Source organism: Sinomonas sp. RB5, from assembly GCF_054063535.1.
On sequence record NZ_JBSSGJ010000014.1, the window covers coordinates 60,766 to 76,559 of the forward strand.

14 protein-coding genes, 1 tRNA gene and 1 riboswitch are annotated in these 15,794 nt (G+C 72.1%); of the genes, 6 read left to right on the forward strand and 9 right to left on the reverse strand.

From position 1 onward, the window contains the following. Positions 1-2 precede the first annotated feature (2 nt). On the reverse strand, positions 3-743 hold the full coding sequence (locus ACVWWH_RS15400) for a response regulator transcription factor (RefSeq protein ID WP_457317150.1): 741 nt from the start codon (positions 741-743) through the stop codon (positions 3-5). 167 nt (positions 744-910) lie between these two features. On the opposite strand from ACVWWH_RS15400, the gene ACVWWH_RS15405 reads away from it, so the two are divergent. Beyond that, positions 911-1,948 (forward strand): hypothetical protein, encoded by a 1,038-nt coding sequence (locus ACVWWH_RS15405; protein ID WP_457317151.1) that lies wholly within the window; start codon positions 911-913, stop codon positions 1,946-1,948. A 107-nt stretch (positions 1,949-2,055) separates the two neighbouring features. Here the strand turns inward: ACVWWH_RS15405 and ACVWWH_RS15410 are convergent, their stop codons facing one another. Next, positions 2,056-2,871, reverse strand: coding sequence for an aggregation-promoting factor C-terminal-like domain-containing protein (locus ACVWWH_RS15410; RefSeq protein WP_066495143.1), 816 nt, complete (start codon positions 2,869-2,871; stop codon positions 2,056-2,058). 7 nt (positions 2,872-2,878) lie between these two features. Then, positions 2,879-3,071: riboswitch (cyclic di-AMP (ydaO/yuaA leader) on the reverse strand. A gap of 635 nt (positions 3,072-3,706) precedes the next feature. Here ACVWWH_RS15410 and ACVWWH_RS15415 point away from each other — a divergent pair. Together ACVWWH_RS15415 and ACVWWH_RS15420 are read left to right on the forward strand one after the other, a co-directional pair. Continuing rightward, a complete protein-coding gene (locus tag ACVWWH_RS15415) occupies positions 3,707-4,540 on the forward strand; it encodes a winged helix-turn-helix domain-containing protein (protein WP_066495145.1) in 834 nt (277 codons plus the stop codon). A 57-nt stretch (positions 4,541-4,597) separates the two neighbouring features. Next, positions 4,598-5,134, forward strand: a complete 537-nt coding sequence (locus tag ACVWWH_RS15420) for a SixA phosphatase family protein (protein WP_457317152.1) — start codon at positions 4,598-4,600, stop codon at positions 5,132-5,134. On the opposite strand, the gene ACVWWH_RS15425 is transcribed toward ACVWWH_RS15420, so the two are convergent. The 5 genes from ACVWWH_RS15425 to ACVWWH_RS15445 all read right to left on the reverse strand — a co-directional run bounded on the left by ACVWWH_RS15425 (position 5,097) and on the right by ACVWWH_RS15445 (position 10,176). Beyond that, positions 5,097-5,720, reverse strand: coding sequence for a hypothetical protein (locus ACVWWH_RS15425; protein ID WP_457317153.1), 624 nt, complete (start codon positions 5,718-5,720; stop codon positions 5,097-5,099). The two genes, ACVWWH_RS15420 and ACVWWH_RS15425, sit on opposite strands and share 38 nt — an antisense overlap. Positions 5,721-5,766: 46 nt before the next feature. Further along, positions 5,767-6,402: a TetR/AcrR family transcriptional regulator gene (locus ACVWWH_RS15430; RefSeq protein ID WP_457317154.1), complete on the reverse strand. Its 636-nt coding sequence runs from the start codon at positions 6,400-6,402 to the stop codon at positions 5,767-5,769. Next, complete coding sequence (locus ACVWWH_RS15435; RefSeq protein ID WP_457317155.1) at positions 6,399-8,432, reverse strand: YhgE/Pip domain-containing protein; 2,034 nt, start codon at positions 8,430-8,432, stop codon at positions 6,399-6,401. The genes ACVWWH_RS15430 and ACVWWH_RS15435 overlap by 4 nt, the downstream gene beginning before the upstream one ends. Then, positions 8,429-9,169 (reverse strand): ABC transporter ATP-binding protein, encoded by a 741-nt coding sequence (locus ACVWWH_RS15440; protein WP_457317156.1) that lies wholly within the window; start codon positions 9,167-9,169, stop codon positions 8,429-8,431. The genes ACVWWH_RS15435 and ACVWWH_RS15440 overlap by 4 nt, the downstream gene beginning before the upstream one ends. A 116-nt stretch (positions 9,170-9,285) precedes the next feature. Beyond that, positions 9,286-10,176, reverse strand: coding sequence for a helix-turn-helix transcriptional regulator (locus ACVWWH_RS15445; protein ID WP_457317157.1), 891 nt, complete (start codon positions 10,174-10,176; stop codon positions 9,286-9,288). A gap of 207 nt (positions 10,177-10,383) precedes the next feature. Here ACVWWH_RS15445 and ACVWWH_RS15450 point away from each other — a divergent pair, with 207 nt between their 5' ends. Together ACVWWH_RS15450 and ACVWWH_RS15455 are read left to right on the forward strand one after the other, a co-directional pair. Continuing rightward, a complete protein-coding gene (locus tag ACVWWH_RS15450; protein WP_066495158.1) occupies positions 10,384-10,581 on the forward strand; it encodes a hypothetical protein in 198 nt (65 codons plus the stop codon). Between the two features lie 46 nt (positions 10,582-10,627). Then, entirely contained in the window at positions 10,628-11,473 is an 846-nt protein-coding gene (locus ACVWWH_RS15455; RefSeq protein ID WP_457317158.1) for an aldo/keto reductase, read from the forward strand. 54 nt (positions 11,474-11,527) lie between these two features. Here the strand turns inward: ACVWWH_RS15455 and ACVWWH_RS15460 are convergent, their stop codons facing one another. Both ACVWWH_RS15460 and ACVWWH_RS15465 read right to left on the reverse strand, forming a co-directional pair. Then, positions 11,528-12,943 carry a dihydrolipoyl dehydrogenase family protein gene (locus ACVWWH_RS15460; RefSeq protein ID WP_457317159.1) on the reverse strand — a complete coding sequence of 472 codons (1,416 nt, stop codon included), beginning with the start codon at positions 12,941-12,943 and terminating at the stop codon, positions 11,528-11,530. A 542-nt stretch (positions 12,944-13,485) separates the two neighbouring features. Next, positions 13,486-13,562 (reverse strand) — tRNA-Arg (locus ACVWWH_RS15465). A gap of 294 nt (positions 13,563-13,856) precedes the next feature. On the opposite strand from ACVWWH_RS15465, the gene ACVWWH_RS15470 reads away from it, so the two are divergent. Then, entirely contained in the window at positions 13,857-15,680 is a 1,824-nt protein-coding gene (locus ACVWWH_RS15470) for a phosphoenolpyruvate carboxykinase (GTP) (protein ID WP_457317160.1), read from the forward strand. Positions 15,681-15,794 lie beyond the last annotated feature (114 nt).

Below are 15,794 nucleotides of genomic sequence, written 5' to 3' on the forward strand. Positions count from 1 at the left end.
GGTCATGCCTCTGCTGGCTTGATGACGTACCCCGCGCCGCGGACGGTGTGGATCATGGGGGCGCGGTCCACGTCGATCTTCTTGCGCAGGTAGGAGATGTAGAGCTCCACGATGTTCGCCTGGCCGCCGAAGTCGTACTGCCAGACGCGGTCGAGGATCTGGGCCTTGCTGACCACGCGCTTGGGATTCTCCATGAGGTAGCGCAGGAGCTCGAACTGGGTCGCGGTGAGCTGGATCTCGTCGCCCCCGCGGGTCACCTCGCGGGTGTCCGTGTTGAGCACGAGGTCGCCCACGACGAGCTCGGCATCGTCCTGGGCGGCCACGCCCGAGCGCTGGACGAGCCGGTGCAGGCGGAGCATGACCTCCTCCATGCTGAACGGCTTGGTGACGTAGTCGTCCCCGCCCGCCGCGAGGCCCGTGATGCGGTCCTCGACGGCGTCCTTGGCGGTGAGGAACAGCGCGGGCACCTCGGGCATGAACTGGCGGATGCGCGTGAGCGCCTCGACGCCGTCGAACCCGGGCATCATGACGTCGAGCACGAGGACATCGGGCCTGAACTCCCGGGCGGCCTTGACGGCCGAGGGCCCGTCGGAGGCCACCTGGACACTCCAGCCCGCCATACGCAGGCCCATGCTCATCAGCTCGGAGAGGCTCGGCTCGTCGTCCACTACGAGCGCACGGATGGGCGTGCCGTCGGGGTGGGTCAGCGCCGGCAGGTTGTTGGTGGAGAAGGGGCTTGCCATGGTTCCAGCCTCCCTGTGACGGATTGCCCGAGCCTGAGCGCGGGCTGTGAACGCCCTGTGCACGCAAGCCTAGTCCGGTCACAGTAGCCGCAGGAGGCCGGCACAGCCCCGACACAGCATCCGGGCCAACTCTGAGATCAGACAGCCCCACGTTCCAGGAGGACACCATGGCCCACAACGACGCACCCCGATCCGACGAGTACCACCCCGCGGAGCCCACCGTCCCGCAGGAGACGGTCGCCCCGCCGTACGGCGAGCACGACGGCGAGTACGGCGGGCACGACGGCGAGTACGGCGGGCACGACGGCGCCCGGCAGCCCGGCGCTCAGCCCGCCCCCGGCTGGGGCGCACCGCAGGAGCCCACCCAGCAGTACCCGGGCTGGGGCGCGCCGCAGCAGACGCAGCAGTACCCCGGGTGGGGCACACCCCAGCAGGGCGCACCGCAGCAGGGTGCGGCCCAGCAGGGCCAGCCGGCTGGCGGCTGGGGCGCCCCGCCGGAGCAGCTCTACGCCCAGTCCGCTCCCGGCTGGGGTGCCGCCCCGCGGAAGGACCCGCACTCCGCGGGCGCCCGGTGGCGCGCCCTGACGTCGACGCAGAAGGGCGTCGCGGCCGCCGCGGCGGCGGTCGTGATCGCCGGTGGTGCGGGCGCGGCCGTGTGGGCCGCAAACTCCTCCAGCCCGTCCACGGCCGGCAGCGCGGCGAACGGCTTCGGCGGGGCCGCCGGCCAGGGCGGATTCGGGCCGCAGGGCGGTACGGGCTCGCAGGGCGGCAGCGGCCAGCAGGGCGGCACGGGGACCCAGGGCGGGCGGAACGCCCAGGGCTTCCAGGGCGGCACGCGCGGGATCGGCGGCGCTGGCGGGGTGGGCATCGGCATGCTCGGCCAGATGCTGCACGGCGAGTTCGTCGTCGTGCAGGACAACGCGAATGTCACGATGGTCGAGCAGACCGGCACCGTGACCACCGCCTCCGGGCAGTCCGTGACGGTCAAGAGCAGCGACGGCTTCCAGCAGACCTACACGCTCTCGTCCTCGACCCAGGTCGCCGCCCGCGGGACGCGCGGCCAGGGCGCGTCCGGAAGCGGGTCCTCGACCACGGCCACCCTCGCCCAGGGCGACACCGTGAACGTCGTGGCACTCAAGGACGGCCTGGCGGCGAAGACGGTCATGATCCTCGGTACGGGAACCGGCTCCGGCACCTCGAACTAGCGGTACCGCCCGCTGGAGACCACGACGGCGCCGCTCGCCTCGAACGTGAGGCGGGCGGCGCCGTCGTGCGCTGCGGCAGCGTCCGGCGCTGTGCCGGACGGCAGCCCTCAGTACCAGTTGTGGGCGAGGTGGAACGCGAGCGCGTTCGCGGGGGAGCCGTAGCTCTTCTTGATGTAGTCAAGGCCCCAGTCGATCTGGGTCTTGTAGTTGGTCTGCCAGTCCGCGCCCACGGAAGCCATCTTGCTGCCGGGGAGGGCCTGCACGATCCCGTAGGCGCCGGAGCTCGCGTTGGTGGCCGTGGTGGACCAGTCCGACTCCTTGTTCCACAGCGTGATCAGGGCGCTCATCTGGTCCTGGCCCCAGCCGAACGCCGCGAGCCGGCTCGCGGCGTAGGCCTGGGCGGCCGCCGGGTCGTTCACCGGCTGCGCCGCTGCGGCGGCCTTCGCAGCGGCCGCGGCCGCCTGGTCAGCGGCGGCCTTGTCGGCGGCCGCCTTGTCAGCAGCCGCCTTGTCGGCGGCGGCCTTGTCCGATGCCGTCTTGTCAGCAGCTGCCTTGTCCGCGGCGGCCTTGGCCGCAGCAGCCTTGTCGGCGGCCGCCTTGTCAGCAGCAGCCTTGTCCGTCGCCGTGCGCGCATCGCTGCTCGCCTGGGCGAGGGCGTTGTCGGAACTCGGGCTCGGCGCCGCGGCGGAGGCCGAGGGGGCCGTCACCGAGGCGGTGCGGGCGAGGTCCGCGGAGTTCGCGGTGGCCGCCGCCCCACCGCCGGCCACGGCGAGGAGGCCGAGGGACAGGGCGACGACGGCGCTCCGGTTGCCGAAGCGGTCAGTTCCCTTCCTCGCAGCGCGGGCCAGGGCGGAACGGTTGGTGGTGACGGCTCGGCGCCGGCCATGAGGGCGCGCGGAAGCGCGGTCTGGGGTCTTGCTCACAAGCGTAAGGGCCTCTCGTTTGCGCCTGCGAAGTTAGCTGTCGGGTTCGGATGAGAGTCATCCGGCCCTGCCAGTGGCAAGGGCTTCACCCCGAGGCCGTCAAGAATGCCCGTAGAACTGGGCGCGGCCGCTGAGTGGGTCCTCCGTCTCTGCCTTCTACCTCCCCCCAGGCCGTCGGCAGAGCTCGGCGGACAAGGCCTGAGGGATGCCAGCCGTAGGGCGGGCACCAGACCACTGTAGGGGAACCGGCCCCTGATTGTCACATTTGGGTAACAGCAGATTCATTTGGGCGGGCCTGGGCATGCGTGCGCGTGCAAGTAGACCATGAGGTCAGTCCATGTCCAGTCCCACAAAGGTGCGGCGCCCTCCGGTGTCGAGTCACGTCCACGCTGTGAGATCGACCGCCAAGAGATGTGGACCGACCAAAAGGTCTGGACAACCGAATATTGTTCGACAAGGAGGCGTTCGCTTCTCGAAACTCTGAAAATATCTGTTCACATCGCCCCCGCGCCGAATCGTGATTCGTGACACACGAAGGGGGGTTCGTCTCGCATAGTGAGACGAAAACGACATTGTTACTTGCCTGTAGCCATTGTTACGGGACACACTCTCACTGTGAACAAAGACTCAGCAGCACCTGCAGCCGCAGACAGCCGCCTCGCCGGGACACCCTCCGGTCGATCCGCACGCTGCTGTCGAATGTCGAGCTAACTGCACCACCCCAGCATTCAGCCCCAGTCTTTTCGCCGCCCAGCGTCGGGCATCCACCGCCAGGCGGGCGCATCTGCTCCGCATTCGAAAGCCATCACGGCTAGCAGTCTCACGAGGTTCATCCATGTCTGTTGCATCCGGCTACGTCCACATCTCTGTCCGCAATGCCCAGAAGGCGCAGAAGCCGGGCCACCGGCAGCCCTTCAATGCCCACTTCGGCAGCCCCGCCGAGGCGTACCAGCACGGCGCCGCGGCCGCGGCGGCCCGCACCTCGCCGCTGGCTGGCGTCCAGGACGTCTCGCCCATGACGGCCCCGACCCCGGTCATCCAGCCGGGCGCCGAGCCGGTCCGCGCGGTCGCCGCGGACAACGTCGCCCACGGCTTCGTGCTCTATGTGGGACTCTCCGAGCAGCAGGCCGCCGCGGCGGGAACCTCGATCGCCCGGATCGCCCAGGAGATCCGCGCCTATGCCCAGTCGCTCGTGGAGGGCGTCGAGAGCTATGCCGCGGTTGCCGTGGCCCCCGCCAGCGCGCCGGGGTCTCCGCTCGACGTCGTGCGCTCCACCTTCGGCGACCCGACGGTGTCCGTGCGGCAGCAGCGCCCCGAGCCGCGGCCGGCCGCGTCCGAGCCGCGCCCGGCCGGCGTGCTCATCGACCTCGCCCGGCGCGAGGTGCACCTCGACGGCGAGACGCTCAACCTCACCTTCAAGGAGTTCGAGCTCCTGAACTACCTCGTCGAGAACGGCACCCGCACCGTGAGCCGGGACGAACTCCTCGAGAGCCTGTGGAAGAACGCGGAGGAAGTGCCGAACGAGCGCACCATCGACGTCCACATCCGCCGCCTGCGCTCCAAGCTCGGCCGGCTCGCGAACACCGTGCGCACCGTGCGGGGCCAGGGCTACCGCTTCTACGAGCACCCCGAGGTCATCGTCTGGGCCGCGCCTGAGTACTCGATCTAGCGCGGCTCCCCTCCGGTCCTGCGGCCGGCCCCGGCGGCCCGGCCGTAGGCTAGTGGGGTGAGCAAGCACCACCTCAAGCGCCTCATCGTCCTCCGCCACGCGAAGGCCGCCTGGCCCGAGGGGGTCCCCGATGCGGACCGGCCACTCGCCGAGCGCGGGCACGCGGACGCCCCGGAGGCGGGGAAGTGGCTCGTGAAGCACCACATCATCCCCGACTTCATCCTCTGCTCCACGGCACTGCGTACGCGCCAGACCACCACGTGGGTCTGCGAGGGGCTCGGGGACAGGGCGCCGACTCCGAAGCTCGAGTCCGGCCTGTATGCGGCGAGCGCGGCGCGAATGCTCGCCGTCGTCAACCACGTCCCGGAGACCGTCCGGGCCCTGCTGATCGTCTCCCACATGCCGGGCGTCCAGGACCTCGCGCTGCGGCTCGCCTCCCGCGACTCGGACCAGGACGCCTACATGGACGCCGCGAGCCACTTCCCGACCACGGGGCTGGCCGTCTTCGAGACCGAGACCCCGTGGGCCGAGCTCGACGGCCAGGACGCCCGGCTGGTCAGCTTCGCCGTGCCGCGTTCGAAGAAGAAGGGCTGATCCGGCTCCGCGTCGGCGACGGCGTGCGCGGCGCAGCAGGCCGCTGAGGGGCCCGCGCCGCGGTGGCGCGGGCGCGGGGCGCGGGGCGCGCCGGCCCCTGGGGGACCATCCTGGTGGCGGACGACGGCGCGCGGCCCGGGCGCCGGGCGCCCGCACCGGCGGCCGGGCGTCGCCGCACGGAAGGCCTGCGCGACTCGGGCCAGACGGCTCCTCCCAGCAGCACCGCGAGCGTGACCCCGGCAGCGACGAGGGCGCCGAAGAAGAACGGGTCGGCGTCGCGGCTCGAGACGGTCGTGACCGTGTTCGGGTCCTGGTCCCAGGCGAGGCCGAGCAGCCGCAGGAACGCCAGCGCCGAGCCGATGGCCAGCGACGAGCTCACCACCGCCAGCCCGGCGACGAGGTAGCGCGACATCCCCAGCACGGCGTACAGCGCGCAGGCCACGAAGGCGCCGAGGCCCGCGAGCGCGAGGGAGGCCGCGCTGCCGTCCAGTGTGAGGGCCGCGATGACGCACAGGAGGACGGCCGCGCCAGCGGCCCAGAGCGTCGCCCGGGCGCTCGTGCGCAGGGGGCGGAAACGGCTGGCCATGCCTCAAGTGTGACAGCAGTCCGCGCCGCTCCCGGTGTGGCTGATGTTACTGGTGTGACATCGTGTCGTCGGCAGGCTCCCGGAGGCCGAAGGCGCCCGCGGCGACCGCCACCACGGCCTCGACGGCGGGCCCGGCCGGCTTCGCGGGGACGGCGGAGACCCGGTCCACGCCCACCATGAACGCAGCCCCGAAGAGGGCCGTGGCCACGGTCCCGAGATCGTGGCCCGGAACCGGCGGGACCTTCCCGGCCACCCGTTCCAGGGCCGCGCGGATCTCGGCCAGCACCGCGGCACGCATCCCCGCCAGCACCGGCTGCCACGTGCCGCCGGCGCGCCACTGCTCGCCCATCCACAGCCGCACGAAGGCCGGGTAGCCCTCGATGAACCCCAGCGCCCGGCCCACCATGCCCCGGACCTCGGCGAGCACGTCCGCGCCCGGTCCGGCCTCCGCCGCGGGGCCCCGCAGGGCCTCCAGAAGGATCCCCATGCCGTACTCGAGGAGCTGGGCCACGAGCTCGTTCTTGCTGCCGAAGTTGTAGTAGACGGTGCCCTTGGCGACCCCCGCGGCCGCCGCGATCTCGTCGACCGTCACGGCCTCGGCCCCGCGCTGGCCGATCAGCTCGATCGCGGCGTCGAAGAGGCGCTGCCGGGTCCCGCGCGTCCGGGGCGTCGCCCGGCTCATACCGTGATCTCCGGCTGGAGCGTCTTGAGCCGCCACGTCATGTTCTTGCGGGTGCCGAGGAGGTTGAGCACCCCGCCCAGCAGCGTGTAGCCGATCAGGCCCAGCACGATCGGCAGGATTCCGGACATGTCCCCGCCGTAGATGAGGTGGCGCATGCCCGTCACCATATAGCCCATCGGAAGGATCTGGTGCGCTACCTGGAACGCCGTGGGCGTCACCTGCCAGGGGAAGGTCCCGCCCGAGGAGACGAGCTGCAGGATGAGCAGGATCAGCACCACGAACTTCCCGCTCGTGCCCAGCAGCGCAATGATGCCCTGGATCAGGGCGCTGAAGGCGATGCCCCCGAGCAGGAGGAACAGCCACATGAGCAGCGGGTGCGCGGGGTCCAGGCCGAGGGCGAAGTCCACGACCCCGGTCAGGAGCGTGGCCTGTGCGGCCGAGACCACGGCAAACGGCAGCCAGCCGCCCAGCGCGACCTTCCACGCCGGGGCGTTCGAGGCCAGGGCGCGCAGCGTGAACGGACGCATGGCCTGGGTCAGCATGAAGATGCCCACCCACATCGCCAGGGAGAGGAAGAACGGGGCGAGGCCCGCGCCGTAGGAGGCGGCCTTGGTCTGCGCCGCATGGTCGACCGCCACGGGATCGCCCATCACGTTCGCGAGCTGCTGGGTCTGCTGCTGGGACGGGTTGGGGACCTTCCCCGCTCCGGCCGCGAGCCCCCGGGCGAGGTCGTGCGAGCCTGCGTCGGCCCGGGCGGCGCCGTCGCTCAGCTGGGCCGCGCCGGTGTCGAGCTTCGCGGCTCCGGCATCGAGGGTGCGGGCCCCGTCCAGCGCCGCCTGCTGGCCGGACGCGAGCTGCGCGGCCCCCGCGGACAGCGAGCGGGCGCCGTCGTCCGCCTGCCCGATCGCCCCGGTGAGGGCCGGCATGCCCGAGGCTAGCTGGGCGGCGCCGTCCGAAACCTGCTGGGAGCCGGCCGCGAGCTGCTGGACCTGCCCGGCGGCGGTGTGCAGCTGCTTCGCGGCGTCGGCGGCCGGCGCCGAGGCCTGGGCGGCGAGGTCGGAGACGACCCTGTCTGCCTGGGCCTGGGTGAGCACGCCGGAGGCCACGAGGGCCTGGGCGGTCTGGCGGGCGCGGTCCGGAAGGGCCGCGCTGGCGGCGTCTGCGGCGCTGGCCGCGGCCTGGACCTTGCTGTTGAGGGCGGCGTTGCCTGCGGCGACCTGCGCGGCGCCGTCGGCCAGGCGCCGGGTGTCTGCGGGCAGCGTGGCGCTCTTGGCCCGCAGCGTGTCGAGGCCGGAGGCCAGCTGGGCGGACCCATCGCGCAGCTGGGCGGCGCCGCTGGTGAGGCGCTCCTGGCCGGCCACGAGCTGGTCCGCCCCGGCGTGCAGCTGGGAGGCCCCGTCGGCGAGCTGGGCCGAGCCGCCCTTGAGCGTGTCCAGCCCGGCGGCGAGCCTGTCCGCGCCGTCCGAGGCGGAGGCGAGCTGGGCGTGGATGGTGCCGTAGCCCGAGAGGAGCCGCGCCGCCGTGTCCGTCCCGACCTGCTTGGCCACGGAGTCGTGGACCGCGGTCGTGACCTTGTCCACGATCGTTGAGAGCAGGTAGTTGTTCGCGTCGTTGGTCGTGACCTTGAGCATGGCCTGGTGCGCCGCGTCGAAGCTTGCCGGGGAGGCGAGGTTCCTGGAGAAGTCGGCCGGCAGGGTCAGGGAGAACGAGTAGGTGCCTGTCCGGACGTCCTCGTCGGCCTCCGCGGTGCTGGTGACGCGGTGCCAGTCGAAGAGGTGCCCGTCCACGAGGCCCTCGGCGACCTTGCCGCCGGCGTCGAGGCGTGAGCCGTCGGGCAGCTGCGCGCCCTGGTCCTCGACGACGAGCGCGGCCGGGATCCGGTCCAGGTTCTTGTAGGGGTCCCAGTTCGCGTACAGGTACACGGCACCGTACAGGAGCGGGACCACGGTGAGCGCGAGGATCGTGAGCTTCGGCAGCAGCCCGTAGGTCATGCGCTTCAGCTCCGAGCGTGCGAGGCGGAGGACGGTCATGCCGGCACCTCCGTCCGGGCCGGCGCACCCGCGGGGACTGCCGCTCCGCCGGGCGCTGCGGGTCCGGACTCGGCGTCGGGATGCGCTTCCGGGCAGTGCTCGGCGGCGTTGCCGATCTCCGCCCTCGGGCCGTCCCAGCCCTCGGGGATGTCTGCGACGACGGCGACGACGGCGAGTGGCCGCCCCCCGCGGGCCGCGGTCGCGGCGAGGAACGGCAGCCACGCCGACGCCTGGTCCGCGTGGCGGTCGGGGGAGTCGAGCACGAGGAGGCCGGTCTCGGGGTTGGCAAGCGCGAGCGCCGTGAGGAGCTCCGTGCGGCGCGCGGCCGGGAGGTTCTGGGCCCACTCGCCCGCGACGTCAGCGAAGGCGTTGACGGTGAGCCACGCCTCGGGCCGGAGGGGGCCGCGATGGCGGCGGGGGAGGAGGGCGAGGTCCTCGGCGACGAGGTCGCGCACCCGCACATGGAGCTCGGCCTCGTTGATCGCGGGGGCGTCGACGATTGCGCTCGCGCGGCGCAGCGCCCTGAGGTCCTTGCGCGCGCTTCCGCGCGGGGCGCCCCATCGGGCCATACCGCCGCTCGGGGCGCAGCGGCCCGTGGCGGCCAGGGCAAGGGCTGTGCGGTGCTCCTGGCCGTCGCCGCGGACGAGGGTGAGCTCCCCGGGGGCGGCGTCGAAGGAGGTGGGGGGCACGAGGTCGCCGTGCCGACCGGCGACTCGCAGGGCACTAACTGAAAGCATGCTACCGATTATAGGAAAACTGACCGGTCAGTACAAAGCCGGGCGGGCGCGGTCGGGTGCCGCAGCGCCGCAGCCTGCGGCGCCGGTCGTTCTGGCCCGCGGAGTAGGGAGGGGCGTCAGGGGCGCCGGGGAGCAGCGGGGCGGTCGGCGCCGTCGGGCGCCTTGTCGGTGAAGCTGTCCGCGCCGAAGCTGCCCAGCAGCGCGAGGGAGTCTGCGGAGGCCGACCCCGGGGCGGCGGTGAAGACCCGCAGGGTCTGGTCAGGATCGTGCCGCGGGGCGAGGTCCTCGAAGGACAGCTCGAGGTCGCCCACCACCGGATGGCGCAGGCGGAGCGTCCCCGCGTGCGTGGTGACGACCCGGTGGCCCGCCCACCACTGCCGGAACTCCTCGCTGTGCACGGCGAGGTCGCCGACGAGCTGGTTGGCCTGGGGGTCGTTGGGGTGCCGGCCGATGTCCACCCGCAGGGCGCCCGCCGCCTCGGCCGCGACCGCGTGCCAGTCCGTGAAGAGCTCGCGTGCCGCGGGGTCCAGGATCATCCAGCGGGTGAGGTTGCGTTCGCCCACCGGCATGGCGGCGAAGTCGGCCAGGAGCAGGAAGGCCAGCCGGTTTCCGGCGAGGACATCCGTGCGGCGCCCCAGCACGAGCGCCGGCACGGTCCCCACGGAGGCCAGGAGCTGCCGGAGCGCGGGGCGCACGGTCTCCTGCGGGACCGGGGTCCGCTGGGAGAGGGCGCAGTGCTCGAGCAGGTCGATCATGTGCGCCCGCTCGCCCTCGTCGAGGCGCAGGGCGCGTGCCACCGCGTCCAGGACCGAGCGGGAGGGGTGGATGTTGCGCCCCTGCTCGAGCCGGGTGTAGTAGTCGGTGCTGACTCCCGCCATGAGCGCGATCTCCTCCCGGCGCAGGCCGGGCACGCGCCGCGCGCCCGCCGTCGGGAGCCCTGCCTCCTCGGGCGAGAGCCGCCCACGCATTGCCCTGAGGAACCGACCGAATTCCGCACTCTGACCCATGGGGTCCATTCTGGCCGGGAGGCCGCCCCGGTTCCACGGCTATTCCCGGCTGAGGGTAGGCCTGCCACTCCTAGGAAGCGCAGGGCACGGGTCACGCGATGACAAGGCCGCGCCGGGCCGCCTAGCGTGAAGGGGTACCGCACGGGGGCGGAGGCCGGCCCCGCGCGGGCGGGCCGACGCCTCCCAGCTCTCGCCAGAAGAAGGACCATGGACCACTCGGCGTCGATCGCCTATGCCCTCGTCATCCCCCTCCGCCACCACACGGCCCTCAGCGCCCTGCCGGACTCGCCGGTCGTGGACGACCGCGGGGGCATCACCCGCCGGACGGCCGCCGTCCGGGCCCGGCTTGCCACAGCGCTCCACCGGCTTGCCTGGGCTGTCGAGCCGGGGGCGTGGACCCCGTAGCAGCGAGCGCCAGCCCCACCACCCACCCAGAGAAGGAGGAGACCCCATGTCCCCCGCACAGCAGAGCTCCGTTCCCACCGTGGCGCTGAACAACGGCGTCGAGATCCCGCAGCTCGGCTTCGGCGTCTTCCAGGTCCCTCCGGACGAGACCCAGCGCGTGGTCGAGGAGGCGCTCGAGGCCGGGTACCGGCACATCGACACCGCCGCCGCCTACCGCAACGAGGCCGGGGTCGGCGCAGCCATCGCGGCCGCGGGGATCCCGCGCGAGGAGCTGTTCATCACCACGAAGCTGCGCAACGGGGACCAGGGCAGGGCCCGCGAGGCCTTCGACGACAGCCGCTCGGCCCTCGGGCTCGACTACCTGGACCTCTATCTGATCCACTGGCCGGTCCCGTCGCAGGGGCTGTACACCGCGGCGTGGGGCCAGCTCGAGGAGGCCTACGCCGAGGGGCATGTGCGGGCGATCGGCGTCTCGAACTTCCTCCCGGACCACCTCGACACGCTCCTCGCGACCGCCACCGTGACGCCGACGCTGAACCAGATCGAGCTCCACCCCACCTTCCAGCAGCGTGCGCTCGCGGACCTGTGCCGCGCCAAGGGCATCGCCGTCGAGGCCTACAGCCCGCTGGGCCAGGGGGCGGACCTCGACGCGGACGCGGTGCGGGACGCGGCGGCCGCGCACGGGGCCACCCCGGCGCAGGCGGTGCTCGCGTGGCACCTCGCCCAGGGCACGATCGTGATCCCGAAGACCGCAACGCGGGAGCGGATGGCCGAGAACCTCGCCGCCGCCGCGCTGGCGCTCAGCCCCGCCGAGGTCGAGGCGATCACCGCCCTCGAGACGGGCGAGCGCATCGGCGGAGACCCCGCCACCGCGGCCCACAGCCAGTTCTGACTGCCGCCCTCCCGCTCCGGCGGAAGGCACCCTGGGGCCCTGTGGGGCCCAGGGTCAGAGGCCGTAGGCCTCGAGGAACCGCAGCCAGACCTCGCTGACCGTCGGGAAGGCGGGGGTGGCGTGCCAGAGCCGCTCGAGCGGGACCTCGCCGGCGATGGCGATGGTGGCCGCGTGCAGGAGCTCGGCCACGTCCGGGCCGGCGAAGCACGCGCCCACGAGCGTGCGCGTGTCCTCGTCGACGAGGAATTGGGCCCAGCCCTCGTAGTCCTCGGCGTGCTGCCATGCGCCGGCCACCGAGATGGGCAGCTCCACGGGGCGCACGCGGATGCCCGCCTCCCAGGCGTCCTCCTCAGTCAGGCCGACCGAGGCGACCTCCGGATCGGTGAACACCACGTGCGGCACCGCGAGGACGTCCGCGGTACGGGCCCAGCGGCTCCACGGGGCCGGGGCGGCGCCGCCGAGCTCGCCCCGGGCGCGGGCCACGATCGCGTCGCCCGTGATGCGGGCCTGGTACTTGCCCTGGTGGGTGAGCTTGGGGCCGCCGGAGCAGTCGCCCACCGCGTACAGCCAGGAGAGCCCCTGGACGCGGCCGGACTCGTCGACCTTGAGCGACGGCGGCTCGATCCCGAACGCGGGCAGCCCGAGTCCGTCCAGCGCGGCCCGGCGCCCAGCGGCAACGAGGACCCGCTCGGCCACGAGCTCGCGGCCACCCGGGAGCGTGAGGCGGGCGGCGCCGTCGTCCGTCAGGTCGGCACGCTCGGGGCTGACGCCCTCGAGGATCTCCACGCCGTCGGCGCGCAGCCCCTCGGCCACGAGCCGGCGCGCGTCCTCGGGGAACGCGCTCAGGAACGTGCCGCGGGCCAGGACTGTGACCTTCGAGCCGAGCCGCGCGAAGGCCTGCGCGAGCTCGGCGCCCGCCACGCCCGCGCCGATCACCGCGAGGCTCTCGGGGACCTCCTGCGCGCTCGTCGCATCCGGGGTGGTCCAGGGGTGGATGCCGGCCAGCCCGGGGATCTTCGGGAGGGAGGGCACCGAACCGGTCGCGAGCACGACGGCGTGGCGCGCCGTGAGCGCGAAGTGGTCGCCGTCGTCGCCGGTCACCCACAGCCGCTTGGCACCCGTGAGGCGGGCGGTGCCGCGGATGAGGGCGATGCCCGCGCCCTCGGCCCATTCCACCTGCGAGGAGTCGTCCCAGTTGCTCGAGGCCTCGTCGCGGTGTGCGAGCACCGCCCGGACGTCGAGGCCGCCCGTGACCGCCTCGCGGGCGCCCGGGACGCGGCGGGCCGCGCTCAGGGCGGTGCCGGGACGCAGGAGCGCCTTGGACGGCTCGCAGGCCCAGTAGGAGCAGGCGCCGCCGAGGAGGCTGCGCTCCACGATGGCCGCCGTGAGGCCCCCCTTGACGGCGCGGTCCGCGGCGTTCTCGCCGGCCGCGCCGCCGCCGATCACAATGACGTCGTACTCGGTGTCCACCCCAGCATGCTACGGGACCGCCCCGCCGCGGCCACCCCCTCCGCCGCCCCCCTCGCCCCCCCGTCTGAAGGTCAGCTCCTGAAGGTCACGTTCTGAGGGTCAGCTCCTGAAGGTCACCTTCTGAAGGTCAGGTCCTGAAGGTCAGGTCCTGAGGGTCACCTTCTATAGGTCAGGTCCTGGGCGTCATTGTCCAGACATTGACACTCAGGAGGTGACCTTCAGACGGGAGGCGGGCGGTGACCCGCATAAGGTGACTTCCAGAAGCCGGCCCGGGGGAACCGGAACGAGGCCACAGCGTCGGAGCTGCTTGAACCGGCACTTCGACGCGATCCGCGGCCGGCTCGCCGAGCACCCCGCGGGCAGCGGGTGTCGAGCCCTGGCCAGGGCGGCGAGATGCGTACCCGAAACGGGAAAAGGGCGGCGAGATGCGTACCCGAAACGGGAAAAGGGCGGCGAGATGCGTACCCGAAACGGGAAAAGGGCGACGAGATGTGTACCCGAAACGCAAGAAGGACCCGGTCGCGGTGACCGGGTCCTTCAGATGGTGCGCCCAGAGGGATTCGAACCCCCGGCCTTCTGTTCCGTAGACAGACGCTCTATCCAGCTGAGCTATGGGCGCTTGCATGCCGTTCGGTTTGTTCCCACCCGGTTCGGCCTCGAATAACTGTACGCGAACAGCGTGCCAACTCCAAATTGCCCCAGTGTGGCGGTCACCACCGCCACACAGCGCCACAAATTCTAGACCGGTCTACGTGACCTTGATCACTTAAATGGGATAGATGTCGCTCTTCGACCCCGGAAACACGGCAATTTCGGCATCCGCGCTCTCAAATCAGGGACTTTCGCCCCGGGTGGTACAGACCACCTTCCCTAGCATGGGAAGGACACGCCGACCCCACCGAAGGAGACCGACATGGGCGAAACTCGTCTGCCGCTGCTCGCGGAAGCCCCCACCACGTACGAGCCCCTGCTCTCCTGGGTCGAGGACATCGCCGAACTGACGAGGCCCGACCACATCCACTGGGTCGACGGCTCCGAGGCGGAGTACCGGCAGCTGACCGACGAGCTCGTCGCCGCTGGAACCCTCACACGCCTGAACCCCGAGCTGTTCCCCAACTCCTTCGCGGCCTTCTCCGACCCCGCGGACGTGGCCCGCGTCGAGGAGCAGACCTTCATCTGCTCGCGCAACGAGCGCGACGCCGGCTTCACCAACAACTGGATGGACCCGGACGCCATGAAGGAGAAGCTCACGGGCCTCTTCGAGGGCTCCATGCGCGGCCGCACCATGTACGTGATCCCGTTCGTCATGGGCCACCTCGACGCCGAGGATCCCAAGTTCGGCGTCGAGATCACCGACTCCGCCTACGTCGTGGCCTCGATGCGCATCATGGCGCGCATCGGCACCGACGTGCTGAAGAAGATCGAGCAGACCCGGGCGTTCTTCGTGCCCGCGCTCCACTCCGTCGGCGCCCCGCTCGAGGAGGGCCAGGAGGACGTGCCGTGGCCGTGCAACCCCGAGAAGTGGATCGTGCACTTCCCGGAGGAGCGCTCCATCTGGTCCTACGGCTCGGGGTACGGCGGCAACGCCCTCCTCGGCAAGAAGTGCTACGCCCTGCGCATCGCCTCGGTCATGGCGCGCGACGAGGGTTGGCTCGCCGAGCACATGCTCATCCTCAAGCTCACGAGCCCCGAGAACAAGGTCTACAACGTCGCCGCCGCGTTCCCGTCGGCGTGCGGCAAGACCAACCTCGCGCTCCTCGATCCGACGATCGAGGGCTGGAAGGTCGAGACGCTCGGCGACGACATCACGTGGATGCGCTTCGGCAAGGAGGGCGAGCTCCGCGCGGTCAACCCCGAGGCGGGCCTGTTCGGCGTCGCCCCCGGCACCGGCTGGGGCACCAACCCGAACGCGATGCGCGCCATCGCCAAGGGCAACAGCATCTTCACCAACGTGGCCCTCACCGACGACGGCGGCGTGTGGTGGGAGGGCATGACCGAGGAGGTGCCCCGCCACCTCACGGACTGGCAGGGCAACGACTGGACCCCGGACGCCGACCGGCCGGCCGCGCACCCGAACTCCCGGTTCTGCACCCCGATCGACCAGATCGACATGCTGGCCCAGGAGTACTTCGCCCCGGACGGCGTCGAGGTCAACGCGATCCTGTTCGGCGGCCGCCGCAAGACGACCGTCCCGCTCGTAACGCAGTCCCGCAGCTGGGCCCAGGGCATCTTCTACGGCGCCACGCTCTCCTCGGAGACCACGGCGGCCGCCGCGGGCGCCGTCGGCGTCGTGCGCCGCGACCCGATGGCGATGCTGCCCTTCATCGGCTACGACGCGGGCGACTACCTCGCCCACTGGGTGCGGGTCTCCGCGAAGGCCAACCCCGAGAAGCTGCCCAAGATCTTCCTCGTGAACTGGTTCCGCCGCACGAGGGACGGCGGCTTCGCGTGGCCCGGGTTCGGCGACAACAGCCGTGTCCTCAAGTGGGCCATCGAGCGCATCGAGGGCACCGCGGACGCTGTCGAGACCCCGATCGGCCACGTGCCCACGCCGTCGAGCCTGGACCTGACGGGCCTCGACATGACCGAGGCCGAGGTCGAGGAGGCGGTCCGCTTCGACCGCGAGGAGTGGCTCAACGAGCTTCCCGGCCTCACCGAGTGGTTCGAGCGGTTCGGCGGCTCGCTGCCGAAGAGCATCACGGCCGAGCTCGAGTCCCTCAAGTCCCGTCTCGCCTGAGACGGCCATGACCCCGGCGGTTTAGACGGCGCCGGTCTTCCGGGAGGGCTGCCCCGCCGCACACGGGGCGGCCCTCCCACCCTTTTCTGGGGGCACCTTCTGAAGGTCACCTCC